The organism is Methanothermobacter sp. KEPCO 2, from assembly GCF_041228365.1.
Taxonomy (GTDB): domain Archaea; phylum Methanobacteriota; class Methanobacteria; order Methanobacteriales; family Methanothermobacteraceae; genus Methanothermobacter; species Methanothermobacter marburgensis.
In genome coordinates this window covers 834116-850065 of record NZ_CP166185.1, presented here as the reverse complement: position 1 = coordinate 850065, position 15950 = coordinate 834116, and the positions used below count along the sequence as shown (strand labels likewise).

The 15950-nt window shown below is 49.9% G+C and carries 17 protein-coding genes and 1 tRNA gene; 14 read left to right on the top strand and 4 right to left on the bottom strand.

Translation table 11 applies throughout. The annotated features are described in order from the left end of the window. Positions 1-39: 39 nt before the first annotated feature. Positions 40-894, bottom strand: a complete 855-nt coding sequence (locus AB9H23_RS04470) for a ribose-phosphate diphosphokinase (RefSeq protein WP_370005851.1) — start codon at positions 892-894, stop codon at positions 40-42. Between the two features lie 91 nt (positions 895-985). Between AB9H23_RS04470 and hypA the strand changes: the two genes are divergently transcribed. The 3 genes from hypA to AB9H23_RS04455 are packed head-to-tail and all read left to right on the top strand — an operon-like array spanning position 986 to position 3076. Further along, positions 986-1354 (top strand): hydrogenase maturation nickel metallochaperone HypA, encoded by a 369-nt coding sequence (gene hypA / locus AB9H23_RS04465; protein WP_013295993.1) that lies wholly within the window; start codon positions 986-988, stop codon positions 1352-1354. 12 nt (positions 1355-1366) lie between these two features. Next, positions 1367-2020: a hydrogenase nickel incorporation protein HypB gene (gene hypB / locus AB9H23_RS04460; RefSeq protein ID WP_013295992.1), complete on the top strand. Its 654-nt coding sequence runs from the start codon at positions 1367-1369 to the stop codon at positions 2018-2020. 9 nt (positions 2021-2029) lie between these two features. Beyond that, a complete protein-coding gene (locus AB9H23_RS04455) occupies positions 2030-3076 on the top strand; it encodes a DUF354 domain-containing protein (protein ID WP_048901293.1) in 1047 nt (348 codons plus the stop codon). A 6-nt stretch (positions 3077-3082) separates the two neighbouring features. Here the strand turns inward: AB9H23_RS04455 and AB9H23_RS04450 are convergent. Beyond that, positions 3083-3156, bottom strand: a tRNA-Ala gene (locus AB9H23_RS04450). A gap of 84 nt (positions 3157-3240) precedes the next feature. On the opposite strand from AB9H23_RS04450, the gene AB9H23_RS04445 reads away from it, so the two are divergent. From AB9H23_RS04445 to AB9H23_RS04405, 9 genes are all read left to right on the top strand, one after another. Next, positions 3241-3717, top strand: coding sequence for a GNAT family N-acetyltransferase (locus AB9H23_RS04445; RefSeq protein WP_370005847.1), 477 nt, complete (start codon positions 3241-3243; stop codon positions 3715-3717). 128 nt (positions 3718-3845) lie between these two features. Continuing rightward, positions 3846-4922: a hypothetical protein gene (locus tag AB9H23_RS04440; protein WP_370005845.1), complete on the top strand. Its 1077-nt coding sequence runs from the start codon at positions 3846-3848 to the stop codon at positions 4920-4922. A 23-nt stretch (positions 4923-4945) separates the two neighbouring features. Next, positions 4946-5398 carry a DUF1890 family protein gene (locus AB9H23_RS04435; protein ID WP_370005843.1) on the top strand — a complete coding sequence of 151 codons (453 nt, stop codon included), beginning with the start codon at positions 4946-4948 and terminating at the stop codon, positions 5396-5398. Further along, positions 5398-5703, top strand: a complete 306-nt coding sequence (locus tag AB9H23_RS04430; RefSeq protein WP_321210849.1) for a DUF1894 domain-containing protein — start codon at positions 5398-5400, stop codon at positions 5701-5703. The genes AB9H23_RS04435 and AB9H23_RS04430 overlap by 1 nt, the downstream gene beginning before the upstream one ends. Before the next feature lie 10 nt (positions 5704-5713). Beyond that, positions 5714-6643: a methionine synthase gene (locus AB9H23_RS04425; protein ID WP_370005840.1), complete on the top strand. Its 930-nt coding sequence runs from the start codon at positions 5714-5716 to the stop codon at positions 6641-6643. A gap of 11 nt (positions 6644-6654) precedes the next feature. Further along, the gene (locus AB9H23_RS04420; RefSeq protein WP_370005837.1) at positions 6655-7326 is read left to right on the top strand and encodes a thymidylate synthase; all 672 of its coding nucleotides are present in this window, start codon (positions 6655-6657) and stop codon (positions 7324-7326) included. After that, entirely contained in the window at positions 7319-8281 is a 963-nt protein-coding gene (gene mch / locus AB9H23_RS04415) for a methenyltetrahydromethanopterin cyclohydrolase (RefSeq protein WP_321210846.1), read from the top strand. The genes AB9H23_RS04420 and mch overlap by 8 nt, the downstream gene beginning before the upstream one ends. A 35-nt stretch (positions 8282-8316) precedes the next feature. Beyond that, on the top strand, positions 8317-9447 hold the full coding sequence (locus tag AB9H23_RS04410; RefSeq protein ID WP_321210845.1) for a DUF362 domain-containing protein: 1131 nt from the start codon (positions 8317-8319) through the stop codon (positions 9445-9447). A gap of 142 nt (positions 9448-9589) precedes the next feature. Next, entirely contained in the window at positions 9590-10003 is a 414-nt protein-coding gene (locus AB9H23_RS04405) for a secondary thiamine-phosphate synthase enzyme YjbQ (RefSeq protein WP_370005833.1), read from the top strand. Between the two features lie 104 nt (positions 10004-10107). On the opposite strand, the gene pheT is transcribed toward AB9H23_RS04405, so the two are convergent. Beyond that, complete coding sequence (gene pheT / locus AB9H23_RS04400; RefSeq protein ID WP_370005830.1) at positions 10108-11763, bottom strand: phenylalanine--tRNA ligase subunit beta; 1656 nt, start codon at positions 11761-11763, stop codon at positions 10108-10110. 167 nt (positions 11764-11930) lie between these two features. On the opposite strand from pheT, the gene AB9H23_RS04395 reads away from it, so the two are divergent. Continuing rightward, positions 11931-12779, top strand: coding sequence for a hypothetical protein (locus AB9H23_RS04395; RefSeq protein WP_370005827.1), 849 nt, complete (start codon positions 11931-11933; stop codon positions 12777-12779). A gap of 36 nt (positions 12780-12815) precedes the next feature. Here AB9H23_RS04395 and AB9H23_RS04390 read toward each other — a convergent pair whose 3' ends face one another. Next, a complete protein-coding gene (locus AB9H23_RS04390) occupies positions 12816-13175 on the bottom strand; it encodes a hypothetical protein (protein ID WP_370005824.1) in 360 nt (119 codons plus the stop codon). Positions 13176-13317: 142 nt separating this feature from the next. On the opposite strand from AB9H23_RS04390, the gene AB9H23_RS04385 reads away from it, so the two are divergent. Then, the gene (locus AB9H23_RS04385) at positions 13318-15948 is read left to right on the top strand and encodes a valine--tRNA ligase (RefSeq protein WP_370005821.1); all 2631 of its coding nucleotides are present in this window, start codon (positions 13318-13320) and stop codon (positions 15946-15948) included. The last annotated feature ends 2 nt before the right edge of the window (positions 15949-15950 follow it).

The following is a 15950-nucleotide window of genomic DNA, read 5'->3' as shown; positions in this document are numbered from 1 at the left end:
CTTATAGAGGGTCCACGTTAATGTCAAAAATGAAAAAAATTATTTTATTGCCTCCGCAATCAGGGGGGCAACCGAAATCTCACTCACCTCGGATTTCAGGGTGTCCGTTGCAATCACCCGCTCAACACCTGCAGAGAATATCTTGAGCAGGGCGTCCTCCACAAGGACAGGGTGGACACAGCAGACGGTTATGCTTGAGGCCCCGCAGTTTCTTAAAATTCCCGCAGCGTTTACAATAGTACCGCCGGTACTTATGATGTCATCCACCACAACGGCGTCCATCCCCTCAACATCCAGGTCCCGTACCCTGGTCTCAACGGTTTCAGGGGAAAGCCTCACCTTCTCCATGTAATCGCATTCACATCCAAGTATGCTGCTGACCTCCCTGGCATGGCCCATGGCACCCTTATCGGGTGCGATGATCACAGGGTCATCCAGGAATGAGATGTGACTGGCTATGAGGGGCATGGCAGAGAGTTCAGTTACAGGCACGGTGAAGAATTCGCTGAGGCAGTTCTCATGGAGGTTCACGGTTATGATCTCATCTGCACCAGCGGCCTCAAGGAGGCGGGCAACTATTCTGGCTGACACAGCCTCTCCACTCTTAAAGCGCCGCTCTTGCCTCCCGTAACCGAAGTAGGGTATCACAGCCCGTATATAATCCGCCCCAAGATCCTTGAGGTTCTCCATCATGAAGAGGAGTTCCATGAGGTTCTCATCCTGGGGGTAACCTGTTGACTGGACAACGGTGACCTCACCATCAACCTCGCCCTTAACACGAATGTAACGCTCCCCATCAGGGAATTTACGGGTTTCAACTGGGCACAGTCTATCATCAAGCAAATCTGCAACGCTTGCAGCCAGTTTCTGTGATGCTGAACAACCTATTATCATGAAAAATCACCATGCATGATTAACAATTTTTATATAGATAACTCTATTAATTCTAATTATAAAATTTTGTCAGACCAGAGAGGTGAAATGGTTGCATGAACTATCCATGGCCGATGCAATTGTAAGGACAGTCATCGATGCTGCAGAGAAGAACGATGCAGTGGAGGTCCTGGAGGTCACAATTGAGATCGGCCAGCTCACTCTACTTAACCCTGAACAGATCAGATTCATGCTGGAGGTCCTCAGCGAGGGCACAATACTTGAAGGGGCAGATTTTAACCTTGAGGTTGTCCCGGTTGAAATAGAATGCAAATGTGGGTATGAGGGCGTGGTTGAGGCCGATGAACTTGACCACTTCGCCCCAGTCATAAGCTGCCCTGAATGCGGGGGACATGAGTTCCAGGTGATGGCTGGCAGGGAATGCAACGTCAGGAACATAAAAATTGAGAAGAGGGAATAGAGGAGGAATTCCATGCATAAGATAGCAGAGGTTGAAATTCAGAATGATATTCTCCTTGCAAACAGAAAACTTGCCAAGAAAAACCAGAGGCGCCTTGACAGGTCCAACGTCTTTGCAGTTGACTTTTTAGGTGCAATAGGATCAGGAAAGACAACACTCATAGAGAGGCTCATTGAGAACATGGACAGAAAGGTTGCGGTCATTGCAGGGGATGTTATAAGTAAATTTGACGCCGGGAGGTTCGAAAGGTACGGCGTGCCGGTTGTCGGGCTGAACACAGGTAAGGAATGCCACCTTGACGCTCATCTAGTTGAACACGCACTTGAGGATCTTCCACTTGAGGAGGTGGACATCCTTTTCATTGAAAACGTTGGTAACCTCATATGTCCAGTGGACTTTGACCTTGGATCACATATGAGGGTCGTTGTTGTGAGCTCCACAGAGGGCGATGATACGGTGGAGAAGCACCCCCTCATATTCAGGGAGGCCGACCTTGTGGTTATCAACAAGGCCGACCTTGCAGATGCCGTTGGTGCAGATCTCGATAAGATGGTTGAGGATGTTAAACATATCAATCCCGATGTAAGGGTACTTAAAACCAGTTTAAAAACCGGTGAAGGTGTTCAGGAGATAATTGATGCCATTGAGGATGCCATGGCCGATTAAAATTTTATGGTGGTCCCCTTGAAGGTATGGATTGACATTACAAACGCCCCACACGTGAGGTTTTTCAGGGACATCATCACCCACCTCCAGGACGAGGGGGAGGATGTGATCATAACCGCAAGGAAGTTCGGGGATATACACAGACTCATGAACCTCTTTGGCTTTGAATTCACCTCGATAGGTAAACACGGTGTGACACTCGCTGAAAAGCTCCTTGAGAGTACCAAGAGGGCCTACAAGCTCTCAAAATTTATAGCCGAAGAGAAACCTGATGTTGGTCTTTCAAAACATTCAATAGAGCTTCCGAGGGTCACATTTGGTCTCGGAATTCCCAGTGTCTATGTACTGGACAATGAACATGCCATTGCAGCCAACAAGCTGACACTCCCACTCTGTGATCATATAATCATGCCTGAGGTCATTGACCTCTGGGATATAATGAAGACCGGGGCTGACCCCAACAGGATAACAAGGTACAGGGGGACATCTGAGATAATCCACTTCCAGAACTTTGAGTACAATGAGAACATCTTCGAGGACCTGAACCTGAAACTTGAAAGGGAGAAGACAATACTCATGAGGCCAGAACCATCGCTGGCCTCCTACCTGGATGCCGACTGCCATGAATCTGTGCTCACACCAATAGTGGAGGTTCTAAAAGATTACGCCAACATCCTCATCATCCCACGGTTCAGGGAACAGGAAGAGATCTTCAGGGGATACGACAATGTCACCATAATCAAGCCGCCGGTTGACACATTCAGCCTCATGAAGAGGTGCGACCTTGTAATCGGTGCAGGGGGGACCATGAACAGGGAGGCCGCCCTACTGGGCACACCCGTCATATCATGTTACCCTGGAAAGCCGCTTTCGGTTGACAGGTTCTACATTGAGAACGGGCTGATGTACAGGTCAACGGATGTTGACGAGATAGTCAACATGGCACTGAGGCTTCTTGTTTCACGAAAGGGTATGAAGGAAATCAAAACAGACGACCTTTTCAGAATAATAATTGACAGTGTCTATGAGGCCGCTGATTCAGGACCTAAAAAGTAGAATTGATGGACTGGCCGGGATTTGAACCCGGGGCCTCCGCCATGCCAAGGCGACGCTCTACCAACCTGAGCTACCAGCCCTAACACAGTATACATTAAGTCTTTTCATATTTAAACTTAACCCCTTAAAAGTTCTCCAGTTCATTAATATCTCCGGTGGTTTGCTTGATCTTAAGGAATGTGAGGGAGGAGGATTTCACTGCTATAGCGGAACTGGCATTCAGATGTCCCCCCATGGTTACAGAGAGGAACTCAATCTACCATATATTCACAAGGTTCTTCAGCAGCACTTCCTTTGTTGCAGAGGAGGATGGAAGGATCACTGGCTTTCTCCTGGGATTCATATCCCAGGACGACCCTCATGAGGCATACATTCATCTTCTCTGTGTCTCACCACACCTCAGGGGAAGGGGCGTGGCATCCCGGCTTCTTGAGGTCTTCACAGAAACTGTGAGGCAGAAGGGGGTTAATGTGATATACCTTATAACAAAACCAGTGAACCAGAGGGCGATAAGATTTTACCTTAAAAATGGGTTCAGGGCGGTGGAGGAGGGTGAAACAGTCGATGCTGGTCCTGTGAAGGCGGTGGCAGATTACAATGGCCCCGGTGAGGACATGGTGGTATTCAGAAGACTCATCTGATGCTAAAAGACCCATGGGAATGCATCCCTGCTATCCCCAACGGGTGCTCTGGCTCCGGAAAAACTTTTTAAGATGACCCCCAATATAAGGATGTATCTGATAATCTGATAAATTTCTGGAGGATTAAATTGGCCCTCATAGCACAGAATCACCTTCAGTTCATAGTAGAGGTCGGCATCCTCATGTATGCGGCCATGATATTCCTGCTGAACCTGGCACCCCTTTCCCTCAGCATGATACTGTTCCTCTGCCTGGTGCTGGGGATAGGATTCAATATAATATTTGGCCTTGATGTTGTGGCACTCTTCATGTCCTTCGGGCAGAGTGAATTCACGCACCCATTTGGCCCAATAGCACTTCTTGTTACCATATCATCCCTTGCAGCCCTTGCAATCATGGAGGACTCAGGGGTTGAGGTGGGTGGACTCAGAGGATTTGTTTATATTCTCATGGCAGGGATAACGGTTTTCGGGGGTCTCATGCACAGGTCATTCCTTCTCCTGTGGCTCCTGGGGTTGCTGATAGGTTTCTTCCTGATCTCTAAGTCAATGAGGCAGAAATCCATCATAACAGTTAAGAGGGTTCTTGGCTTCGCTTTCATCGCGGTCGCAGGATTTGGGGGTCTGGAGTTACTCTCAAGAATACTCCAGATGCCTGTTTTAAGCCCCCTCCTCCGTATAGAGAGGCTTGAAACCTTTTCACTGCCAAGCCTCAAACTTGTACTCAAGAACACAACCCTCCTTGGACATAACCCCATGTCATCCTACTGGGGTGAACTCTCAAGAGGATTTGCAGACGGCTACATTTCACTGCCACTCCAGCTGATACTCTTCTTTGGCCTCCCATTCCCGGTCTTCTACGGCATACTGGTCAACAAGAAGGATGTAATAGATTACATGGTGCCTGGAATATTTGGATGGGCATACGACTTTGGTTACATTACAATGTTGTTCCTTTTAATCTGGTGTGTGGGCATCATTATCATGGGTCTTCGGATGCTCTACATGTACCGGGATATGAGAGAAAATGGCTCAAAAACGTACCTTGGAAGGGAGGTCCTCCTCACAGGCGCACTTGCAGCCTTCATGTCCCAGGCCCTCATAGGACTCTTCATAATAAACAGGACAATAAACGGAACAGCGCTCCTGACATTCATATTTCTCAGCTCACTCATATTCGCCACTTCATTCGGGGTGAAGGAATAATTCAGTATTCAGGGAGTGTATATATGAAAGCTTTGATGATACTCGGTTGCCCGGAGTCACCGGTTCAGGTTCCCCTGGCAATCTACACCTCACATAAACTCAGGAAGAAGGGGTTCAGTGTTACCATAACAGCAAATCCCGCCGCGATAAGGCTTATCCAGGTTGCAGACCCAGAGGGTGTATACACGGGTGAACTCACCGACCTCGACTCCTGCCTCAATGAGCTCTCTGAGGGGGACTATGAATTCCTTGTGGGTTTTGTACCCAATGATGCCGCCGCCGCGTACCTTGCAACCTTTGCAGGAATACTTAATACAGAAACACTGGCGGTTGTATTTGAAAGGGATGCGGAAACCCTTGAGAAACTGGTTGATGCTGTGATGGAAGGTACAGAAGCCGAGGTAATAGCTGCGAGGGCACACCACAACCCGGCCCCACTGAGGGTCAGGATAGACAGATTCCTGGAGGAGCTATGATGTCATTCTGCATAGAGACCTACCTGCAGCAGTCCGACGACTATGAGATCCACATGACCCGTTCAGGGTTCAGGGAATGTGCGGCATTCATTGAGAAAAAGGCAAAGAGGGTCGTCCACATAAGGCCCGGCGAGAAGATACTGGGTGCAAGGATAATAGGCATACCCCCGGTACCTGTTGGCATAGATAAGGAACGCTCAACCGTGATGATACCCTACACAAAGCCCTGTTATGGGACAGCGGTCATAGAGATACCCGTGGATGAGGATGAAATAGATAGAATAATTGAAGTTGCAGAGCACTGACGGTGATAGAGTGATCACAACGGTGGTTGGAAGCTACCCCGCAACCCCACGGGGACCTGAAACATTAAGGGATCGAATTTCAAGTTTCATCGGCGCCTACGATGCCTGCAGACCCGCCATAGAGACTGCCGTGAGGGACCAGGTAAGGGCGGGCGTTGACATCATCTCAGATGGACAGGTGAGGGGGGACATGGTGGGCCACTTTGCAGAGGCAATGGGTGGCATGATGGTAAAGGATGGAGTATCAATCATATTTTCAAGGATAACACCCTCTGCAGGCTCCATAGGATCAGATGATCTCAGATATGCAATGAGCATACTCAGGAAACTTACAGATGACGAATCAAAGGGTGTTAAGGGGATAATCACAGGACCATCCACCATGGTGCACGCATCAAGGATAGAGGGATTCTACAGCCCCCAGAATAGGGAGAGGGCAATTATGGATATGGCAGAGGCCCTTAGGGTTGAGGCCGAACACCTCCAGGATGCAGGGGCGGTCATGATACAGATAGATGAACCATTCCTCTCAACGGGTATGGTGGATATGGGGACAGCAAGAAGGGCTGTTAAACGCATTTCAGGGGCCCTCGATGTGGATGTCTCCCTCCATGTATGCGGTGACATCAGCGGGGTTATTGGGGAACTCCTCACATTCCCAGTTGATATGCTGGACCTTGAGTTTGCAGGAAGACCATCAAACCTTGAAGTGCTGGCAGAGAAATGGAGGGGCGATAAAAAACTGGGATTCGGCTGCGTTGACACATCAACTGAGGCTGTTGAGTCCACTGATACCATAAAAAACCTTATTGAAGGGGGTGCTGATATAGTCGGGGAGGATAACCTCTACATAGACCCTGACTGTGGGATGAGGAAACTTCCAAGGGAGGCGGCATTCGCCAAACTCAGAAACATGGTGAAGGCCGCATCAGAGTTTTAGGGGGTTCAAAGATGGCCTATGAGATAAGCGTCGATGAAATTGCAGAGGGCTGGGTTAAACTGGTTAGGAAGATAATGAGTGATGGGAGAGAGATAAGGGATGAAAGGGGGTCCCTCACAAGGGAGGTCATGAATACGGTTGTGACAATAAAAAACCCCCTAGGCAGGTCAGGAGACTTCTACCACCTCCCGGCCAGATCACTCATCAATATAAGGGTCCCTGAGGGGTACTTCTGGAGTGGGGAGAAACTGGAAAAGTACTCAGAACAGTTCCTCTCAGATGACAGGAAGGGATTCGTATACACCTATGGTAACCGTCTAAGGGCACACTTCGGTGTGGACCAGGTGGATAGGGCGATAGAGAGACTGAAAAACTGTAAAGAGTCCAGGAGGGCCACCATGGTCACATGGGACCCCAAAATAGATACTGAAAGTGATGAGGTCCCGTGCATGATCCTTGTGGACTTCAAGGTGAGAGAGGGGAGGCTCTTCACCGCGGCACTCTGGCGCAGCCACGACATCTACGGGGCATGGTTCCCCAACGCCGTTGGCCTCGCCTACCTTGCAGATCACGTTGCATCAGAGGTGGGGGTTGAGGTGGGGCATATAACCATCCACTCCATTAGCGCTCATATATATGAGGTTAACTTCAAAGAAGCAAAAGAGGTGATTGAAAATGGTTAGTGTGAACATTGAGGCAAAAAAGATAGTTGACCGGATGATCGAAGGTGCAGATGACCTTAAAATAAGCGTTGATAAACTTGAAAATGGCTCAACAGTCATAGACTGCGGTGTTAACGTTGATGGTAGCATAAAGGCCGGTGAACTCTACACCGCGGTGTGCCTTGGAGGCCTTGCAGATGTGGGCATATCAATACCCGGTGACCTGTCAGAGAGGTTCGCCCTGCCCTCAGTCAAGATAAAGACAGACTTCCCGGCCATCTCAACACTGGGTGCCCAGAAGGCAGGCTGGTCAGTCAGTGTTGGTGACTTCTTTGCCCTTGGGTCAGGACCTGCAAGGGCACTTGCACTTAAGCCGGCAGAGACCTATGAGGAAATAGGCTACCAGGATGAGGCTGACATCGCAGTTCTCACCCTTGAAGCAGATAAACTTCCAGGGGAGGACGTCACAGACAAGATTGCAGAGGAATGTGATGTTTCACCGGAGAATGTTTACGTACTCGTGGCCCCAACATCATCCCTTGTGGGTTCAATACAGATCTCAGGTCGTGTGGTGGAGAACGGTACCTACAAGATGCTTGAGGCACTCCACTTTGATGTTAACAAGGTCAAATACGCCGCAGGTATCGCCCCAATAGCCCCCGTTGACCCTGACAGCCTGAAGGCAATGGGTAAAACCAATGACGCCGTCCTCTTTGGAGGCAGGACCTACTACTACATAAAATCAGAGGAGGGCGACGACATAAAATCCCTTGCAGAGAACCTGCCATCATCAGCCTCTGAGGGCTACGGTAAACCATTCTACGACGTATTCAAGGAAGCGGACTACGACTTCTACAAGATAGACAAGGGCATGTTCGCACCAGCAGAGGTCGTCATAAATGACCTCAGAACCGGCGAGGTCTTCAGGGCAGGTTTCGTCAATGAAGAACTCCTGATGAAGTCCTTTGGACTTTAATTTCTTTCTTAACTTTTTTTCTGGAGCAGCAGTTCATGCCATCAGTATCAGTAACTCACTGCCAGTCCTATGACCCTGAGGAGGTCAGGGATGGTGTTAGGGAGTGCCTGGATCACCTTGGGGGTGTTAAAAAATTCGCATCACCCGGTGACAGGGTCCTTCTGAAACCCAACATGCTCATGGCGGCCCCTCCTGAAAGACACGTCACAACACATCCAGCGGTTATCGAGGCGGTTGCAGAGCTCTTCATAGACACCGGGGCGGAGGTCAGAGTTGGGGACAGTCCAGGAGGATCCTTCAGGAATATAGAGAAGTTCTGGAGGGCCACAGGGATACTTGACGTGGCAGAGAGGCTTGATATTGAACTCATAAACTTTGAGGCATCTGGGTCATACATAATGGGAGGGGAGGGCTACCCCATCTCAAGGCCGGTTGTAGACAGCGACATCGTTGTCAACCTCCCCAAGCTCAAGACCCACTCCATGACCATCTTCACCTGTGCTGTAAAGAACATGTACGGTGCTGTACCCGGCTTCAGGAAGGCGGATTATCACAGGGAACACCCGGGGCCATCTGACTTTGCTGAGAAGCTCCTTGAGATCTACCTGATTACTAATCCTGCACTCACCCTGGTGGATGGGGTGGTGGGGATGGAGGGCAATGGTCCCTCAGGAGGTGACCCAAGACACCTAGGCCTTCTTCTGGCATCCGAGGATGCACTGGCACTTGACACTTACATACCCCTGCTCCTTGGGATGGATCCGTTCAGGGTACCTGTGAATGAGGCTGCACGGAGAAGGAACCTTGCTCCTGACCCTTCAGATATAGAGATTCTGGGATTTGAGGCTGAAGTGGTGGATGACTTCAAGTGGCCCTCCAACATATACTACACCCTTGACCTGCTCCCATCGGGCCTTGCACGTGCGCTCATGAAGCTCTGGTGGTCAAGGCCCGCCATAGACCCTGAAAGGTGCAGGAACTGTAATGTATGTGTTGAGAGCTGCCCTGCCGACGCCCTGAAGTCCGGGGCGCTGGTACCGGAGTTCGACTACTCCAGCTGCATAAACTGCCTCTGTTGCATGGAGGTATGCCCACACAGGGCTTTCTACCAGGATAAAAGCCTCCTCTACAGGCTTACCAGTCTGTTCTCAGGTGTACTCAAATAGCTTTTTCTGAATTTTGACTGTGAGGCGCACACCAAAACTTTTATTGATATCTGGTTCTGGGGGAACCCCCACAAACCCTGGTCTGTGAGGTGCACACCAAAACTTTTATTGATATAGGGCCATAACTAAAACCGGTGTTTCCATGGAATTCTATACAGAGGAGATTCCACTGCGAACCTCCATGCGGGTTGAACTCATTGATATAACCTCCATGGTTTCAGGGGTCCTCGCGTCATCCGGAATAAAGGAGGGAATACTGAACGTATTCTCAAGGCATTCCACATCAGCGATATTCATAAATGAAAATGAGACGAGGCTTCTGGGGGACATAGAGTCAATGCTCACAGGTATGGTGCCTTCAGGCGGTTCATATGGCCATAATGTAATAGATAACAATGCTGATTCCCACCTGAGGGCCGTGCTTCTTGGCGGGAGCCAGACGATTCCAGTGGTAAATGGGAAGATGGACCTGGGTACATGGCAGAGCATATTCTTTGCTGAACTTGACGGACCAAGAAACAGGAGGATCAGGGTTTCGGTTGCTGGTAGGCCCTGAAGGTTAGTTATTGGGGGGTTTCTATCTAAACCCTAACCCGGTTATTTATTTTTCATACTGGAGGATCACAACACCCAACGATCTGGGATTCATCTTGTTGATAGTCACTTCTCATCAAATTCAATTTCAAGGGCAATGACAGGGTACTCGAGGTTGAAGTTTGTCACAACCTCGGGGTGAACCTCACCGAAGAACCCTCTTATTTTTGATGATTCACCCTCAGATTCAATGGCAGCACACCTTCCCCTTATGAATGATGGGTGGTCGAGGGGTTCCACTCTGAACTCATATCCAAGGTTCTCAACCACTGCAGCTGCAATTGACTTGATCTCGGTGAAACCCGCGCTTGAGTGGGTGACTGCACATGCCAGTTTCTTCACGGTACGTGTACGGGTCTCGGCTTCAGCGTCAATGTATACCACATCCCCAACCTCGAATATTCTCTGGGGTAGGTCCTCATGCCTGTTATCCTCAAGGAATTCCAGGAGACCATTCAGGAGGCTCTTGCGGATCATGGTCCGATCCTGTGAAATCGGCTGGGCAACCTGCACCCTTTCATCCTCCTCGAGCCTCATCTTCTGGTAGTGGCTCTCCTCACTCGTCAGCATGAGGCTCATCACCTCCTGGAAGCCCAGACCAACCATAACCTCCCTTATGAATTTATCGGCCCTGTTCCAGTTATCCTCCTCTGCAATGGTTGCAACTTCAGGGATAAGGGGTTCGATCCTCCCTATGCAGTACTGGGTTGCTATGTTCTCCACAAGGTCAACCTCGTGGAGGATGTCCACCCTGTAGGCCGGGATAACCGCAAGGACCTCGTCAGGGGAGACGATGGATGCATCCATACGGGCCTTCATGAGGAGCCCTTTAATCTCAGCAGCGTCAAATTCAAGGCCTGTTATGCGTGAAGCTGTTGATACAGAGACACTCATCTCCTTTGGTGTGAGGTCAGGGAGCCTTAACTCAGAATCAGGACGCCTCACCGTTACTGACCTTATGACACCACCAGACTCTGCAAATGATGTGCATATGATGTTCAGGGCCTGGTTAACTGACCTCTCATCGGTGCCTGTAACATCAACGAGTATCCTCTCTGTCTCTGTGGTTAACTTGGTGAGTTCCCCGTTTATTATGGGGGGAAGGGAGAGTACATCTCCATTCTTATCGGTTATGAGGGGATACCTTTCATGGTCCCTCAGGAGATGTGCATAGGCCACACCCTTGGGGTGCTCCTCCAGTATCTCCAGGGGTGTCATTTCACATACACTCTCAAGGGGGGTGAAGGTGACACCCTCAGGTTCAACTCCACTGTAGACGAAGGGGGGCTCAACACGGTCAAGGTCATGTATACCAATGGCCACCTTCTTCCGGTCACGTCCAATAACCCAGTGGAGGTCCTCCTGAAACTCCATGACCTGTTTGAGCTTCTTATCTGTGAATCTCACATTTTCAATGACAGCCATTCCAAGGTGGGGCCTCACATTGAGGACAGACTCATCAACGGTCACCTCAATGTCTGATTCAAGAACATCATAACGGGGCATGCCTGTTTCAATCCCCAGAAATCCCCTGAGACTCCTTGCAACACCCTCAACCGAGAGGAGGTCAGGGCGGTTGGGGAAGAATTCAACCTTAATACCCTCATCGTCAAAGTCCTCAATGTCACTCCCCATCATCGGCAGAACTTCAATGAGCCTTTCTCTATCAATGTCAATGCCCAGTTCCTTCAGGTCATCGTAATCCAACGTTATAACAGGCATGGTGATCTCTCCGGTAAATATGATGGTTCAAATTATCATGGGTATCCAATAAATAATTAACCCGCCCCTATCTCAAAATTCATATAGTCCAGGAAACAGAATACATAGAAAGGGGGTGTGAAGTTGAAGCACATTTTTTTGCTATATTTTTTGTAATCGCGATTCTCATGGGTGCAGCATCAGCAGCCGCTGTAAATCAGACATCTCAAAATAACAGCTGGAGTAACTGGGGGTCGTCAGGGACCCATCACCATGAGGTGGACTCTGACTGCTGCTCGGTGGTGGTTAACGTTAATGAGAGTGACGCTGTCTTTGCCTACAGGAGGGATTCCACCTATGCCGCCACCCTCAAGATTCAGAAGACGGTCTGGAATGGCAGGGAAACCCTGAAGGAATACAAGACCGTCAACGGATACTTCTTCCACACCATAATCTCAGAGGGCGGCTGGATGATGGGGGCCGGCGGACCCGATATAGTCTGGATAAACCGGGCCCTTGAGTCAATAGGCGGAGACATCATCCGGCGCGGCAACGTGACATCCTATGATATGAAGAGGGTCCACAGCCTCGTGAGAAAACTCGGCCTCGGACACTTTGTTATAAGGGGCCCGGGTGGTCAGGCAGGGGTTTCAATTTACAGGAGGGGCTACTCAAGGCTCTCGGTATTCAGGCTGAGGAATGGGGAGTACATAAGTGTGCCCAACAGCCCCTCGTATTACCGAAGAGGCTACTATTCACGCTGGAGTCAAAATCCCCTTAAGGCAGCGGTTTATGCTGCAGGGACAGACCGCTGGGGATACAACAGGCGAAACATACTTCTCTACGAGACCCTGAGCAGGGAGAACTCCACACTTCTGAGGGTGCACGCAACATTTGATGGGGGCAGGCTCCTTGGAAGAAACCGTGGAAGGCCCGATAACATAATATTCCTTGGGAAATATGTGGCGGCATCATCACTCCCACGGATACCCACCACAAAATTCATAGGCTCTGTGACTCTGAAGAGAAACTTATAAATACAGATCAATTGCTTTAAAAGGAAAATGGCCTTTCTAGAGGGCAGAGAAGATCATTATGAAGAAAACCGATTCCACGGTGAAGTGTAGGGCCCTGTGATACAGCCAACCATGGTCCACCCCGCTCAGCTGATGGTAGAGATCCACAACAAGATGTATGAGGGCTGCAAGGAACCCTATCTCAAATGAGAGAAACACAAGGGACAGCACTATGAAGTGGAAGAGGGCCTCCAGACCCTCATGGACAAGCCACAGCTGTATATTGGATGAGACGGTCTCCTTTATTATCCCGGCAAGAAGTATGTAGAAGTCAAAGAAGACATTCCAGAGAATCCTCGTGTGTATCTCATCACTTATTGCAAGGAAGAGTGCTATGTAGAACCAGATCAACTCCATTGGCATTCACCATATGAGAACTTGCTCTCCTTTTATTTCTCCACAAAGTTAGAGTATTCAAACATCTTTATAAAGATTGGGTAGTGAATATTATCATATAACTTTTCCAGCACTTCACAGCTTCTATCAGGGAGAGAATAAGATGACCGATAACCAGATCCCAAAGGATTACAACCATAAAAACGAGGTTAAATGGCAGAAAAAATGGCAGGAAGATGACATATACCGCTTCATAGGGTCAGGGACAAAGCCCAGGTACATCATAGACACGCCACCACCATACCCAACAGGATCCATACACATGGGCCACGTACTCAACTGGGTCTACATGGACATAATAGCAAGGTTCAGGAGAATGAGGGGATTCGATGTCCTCTTCCCCCAGGGCTGGGACTGTCATGGTCTCCCAACGGAGGTCAAGGTTGAGGAGACCCACAACATAAAGAAGAGTGACGTGTCACGTGAAGAATTCAGGCGCCTCTGTGTGGAACTCACACAGGAAAACATCAAGATGATGAAGGAACAGATGCAGCGCCTTGGCTTCAGCCAGGACTGGAGCCACGAATTCGTGACCATGACCCCTGAGTACATGAGGAGAACCCAGCTCTCATTCCTCCGCATGTACGATGACGGCCTCATATACCAGGGTGTGCATCCGGTCAACTGGTGCCCAAGGTGTGAGACTGCGATAGCCTTTGCAGAGGTCGAATACGTTGAGAACGAGACAAACCTCAACTATGTGAGGTTCCCTGTCGATGGTGGTGAAGATATAGAGATAGCCACAACAAGGCCGGAGCTCATGGCAGCCTGCGTGGCTGTGGCTGTGCACCCTGATGATGATAGATTCAGTGAATTTGAGGGTAAGGAGATAGAGGTACCCCTCTTCGGCCAGAAGGTTAAACTGATAAAGGACCCTGATGTTGACCCTGAATTCGGTACCGGTGCTGTTATGATATGTACCTTCGGGGACAAGACGGACGTTACCTGGGTCAACCGCCATAACCTTGACATTATAGAGGCGATAGATGAAAGGGGATATATGACAGAGGCCGCAGGCAAATATAAGGGTCTTACCATAAGGGAGTGCAAGGAACAGATAGTTGAGGACCTTGAAAGGGAGGGCTTCCTCCTGAGAAAGGAGCCTGTCAAGCAGAACGTGGGCACCTGCTGGAGGTGCAAGACACCGATAGAGATCCTGGTCAAGAAGCAGTGGTTTGTGGCGGTAAAGAAACTCATACCCGATGTTAGAAGGGCTGCTGAGGAAATGGAATGGGTGCCCGAACACATGAAGACGAGGCTCCTCAACTGGACAGGGTCCATGGACTGGGACTGGTGCATATCAAGGCAGAGGATATTCGCAACACCCATACCCGTGTGGTACTGTAAGGAATGCGGAAGGGTCCACGTTGCAGATGAGGATATGCTGCCAGTTGACCCAGCAAGGGACGATCCAGGGATAAAATGTGAATGCGGAAGCACAGAATTCATTGGCGAGGAGGACGTCCTTGACACCTGGATGGACAGTTCAATATCCCCTCTCTCGGTTGCAGGATGGCCAGATGAATCCTACAGGGACCTCTTCCCAGCAAATCTTAGGCCACAGGGACACGACATAATCCGTACCTGGGCATTCTACACCATACTGAGATGCATGGCACTCACCGGTGAGAAACCCTTCAGTGAGATAGTGATAAACGGGATGGTCTTCGGGGAGGACGGACACAAGATGAGCAAGTCCCGGGGAAATGTTATAGCACCTGAGGAGGTCCTTGAGGACTACGGCGCCGATGCACTGAGGCTCTGGGCCGCAGGGAGTGTGCCAGGGTCAGACGTTCCATTTGCCTGGAAGGACGTGAAGTACGGCTACAAGTTCCTCAGGAAATTCTGGAATGCATTCAGGTTCATAAGCATCCACCTGGGAGATGACAGGGAGGCGGAATTCAGACCCCTTGACCGCTGGATACTCTCCAGGCTCATGAACCTGGTGAGGGACGTTACAGAGAGTCTGGAGGAGTACAACTTCGCCGCAGCGGTGGGGAGGATCCAGAAATTCGTCTGGCATGACTTCTGTGACGAGTACATAGAGGCTGTCAAGTACCGCCTGTACTCAGAGGGGGATGAGGCCTCAAGGGTGGCAGCCCAGACCACCCTCAGGATGGTCCTCGAGACATGCCTCAGGCTCCTTGCCCCGGTGACACCCCACTTCACAGAGGAGGTTCACCAGCACATCGGTGAGGGATCAATACATGTGAAAGCCTGGCCAGAGTACCGACCTGAGCTGGTTGACCCTGAGATGGAGAGGATGGGTGACCTTGCAGTTGCGGTTATAGGTGAAATCAGGAGGTTCAAGTCATCATCAAAGATGCCCCTTAACGCACCCCTCCGATCAGCCACCATATACACGGATGAGGATTCAGCGGCAATGCTGGAACCATTCCTCCAGGACATAGCCGGGACAATGAATATATCTGAGGTGGGCCTTGAGACGGGCGAACCTGAAATAACAGAGAGGGTCGTGGAACTTGAACCGAGAATGGACAGGATAGGGCCCGAGTTCAGGGGAGACGCCCCCACCATAATCTCCCATCTCCAGGGATCTGACCCCCAGGATGTCTACGATGAACTCCAGGAGAATGGGGAAATAGAGGTTGCTGGAAGAAGACTCACAGCCGAATACATAAGCTTCAGAAAGGAGGTTGTGGGAACAGCCGGCGAAAGGGTCGACGTGCTCAACATGGATGAACCTGAGATCATAATAGAAATCGTGCGATGATC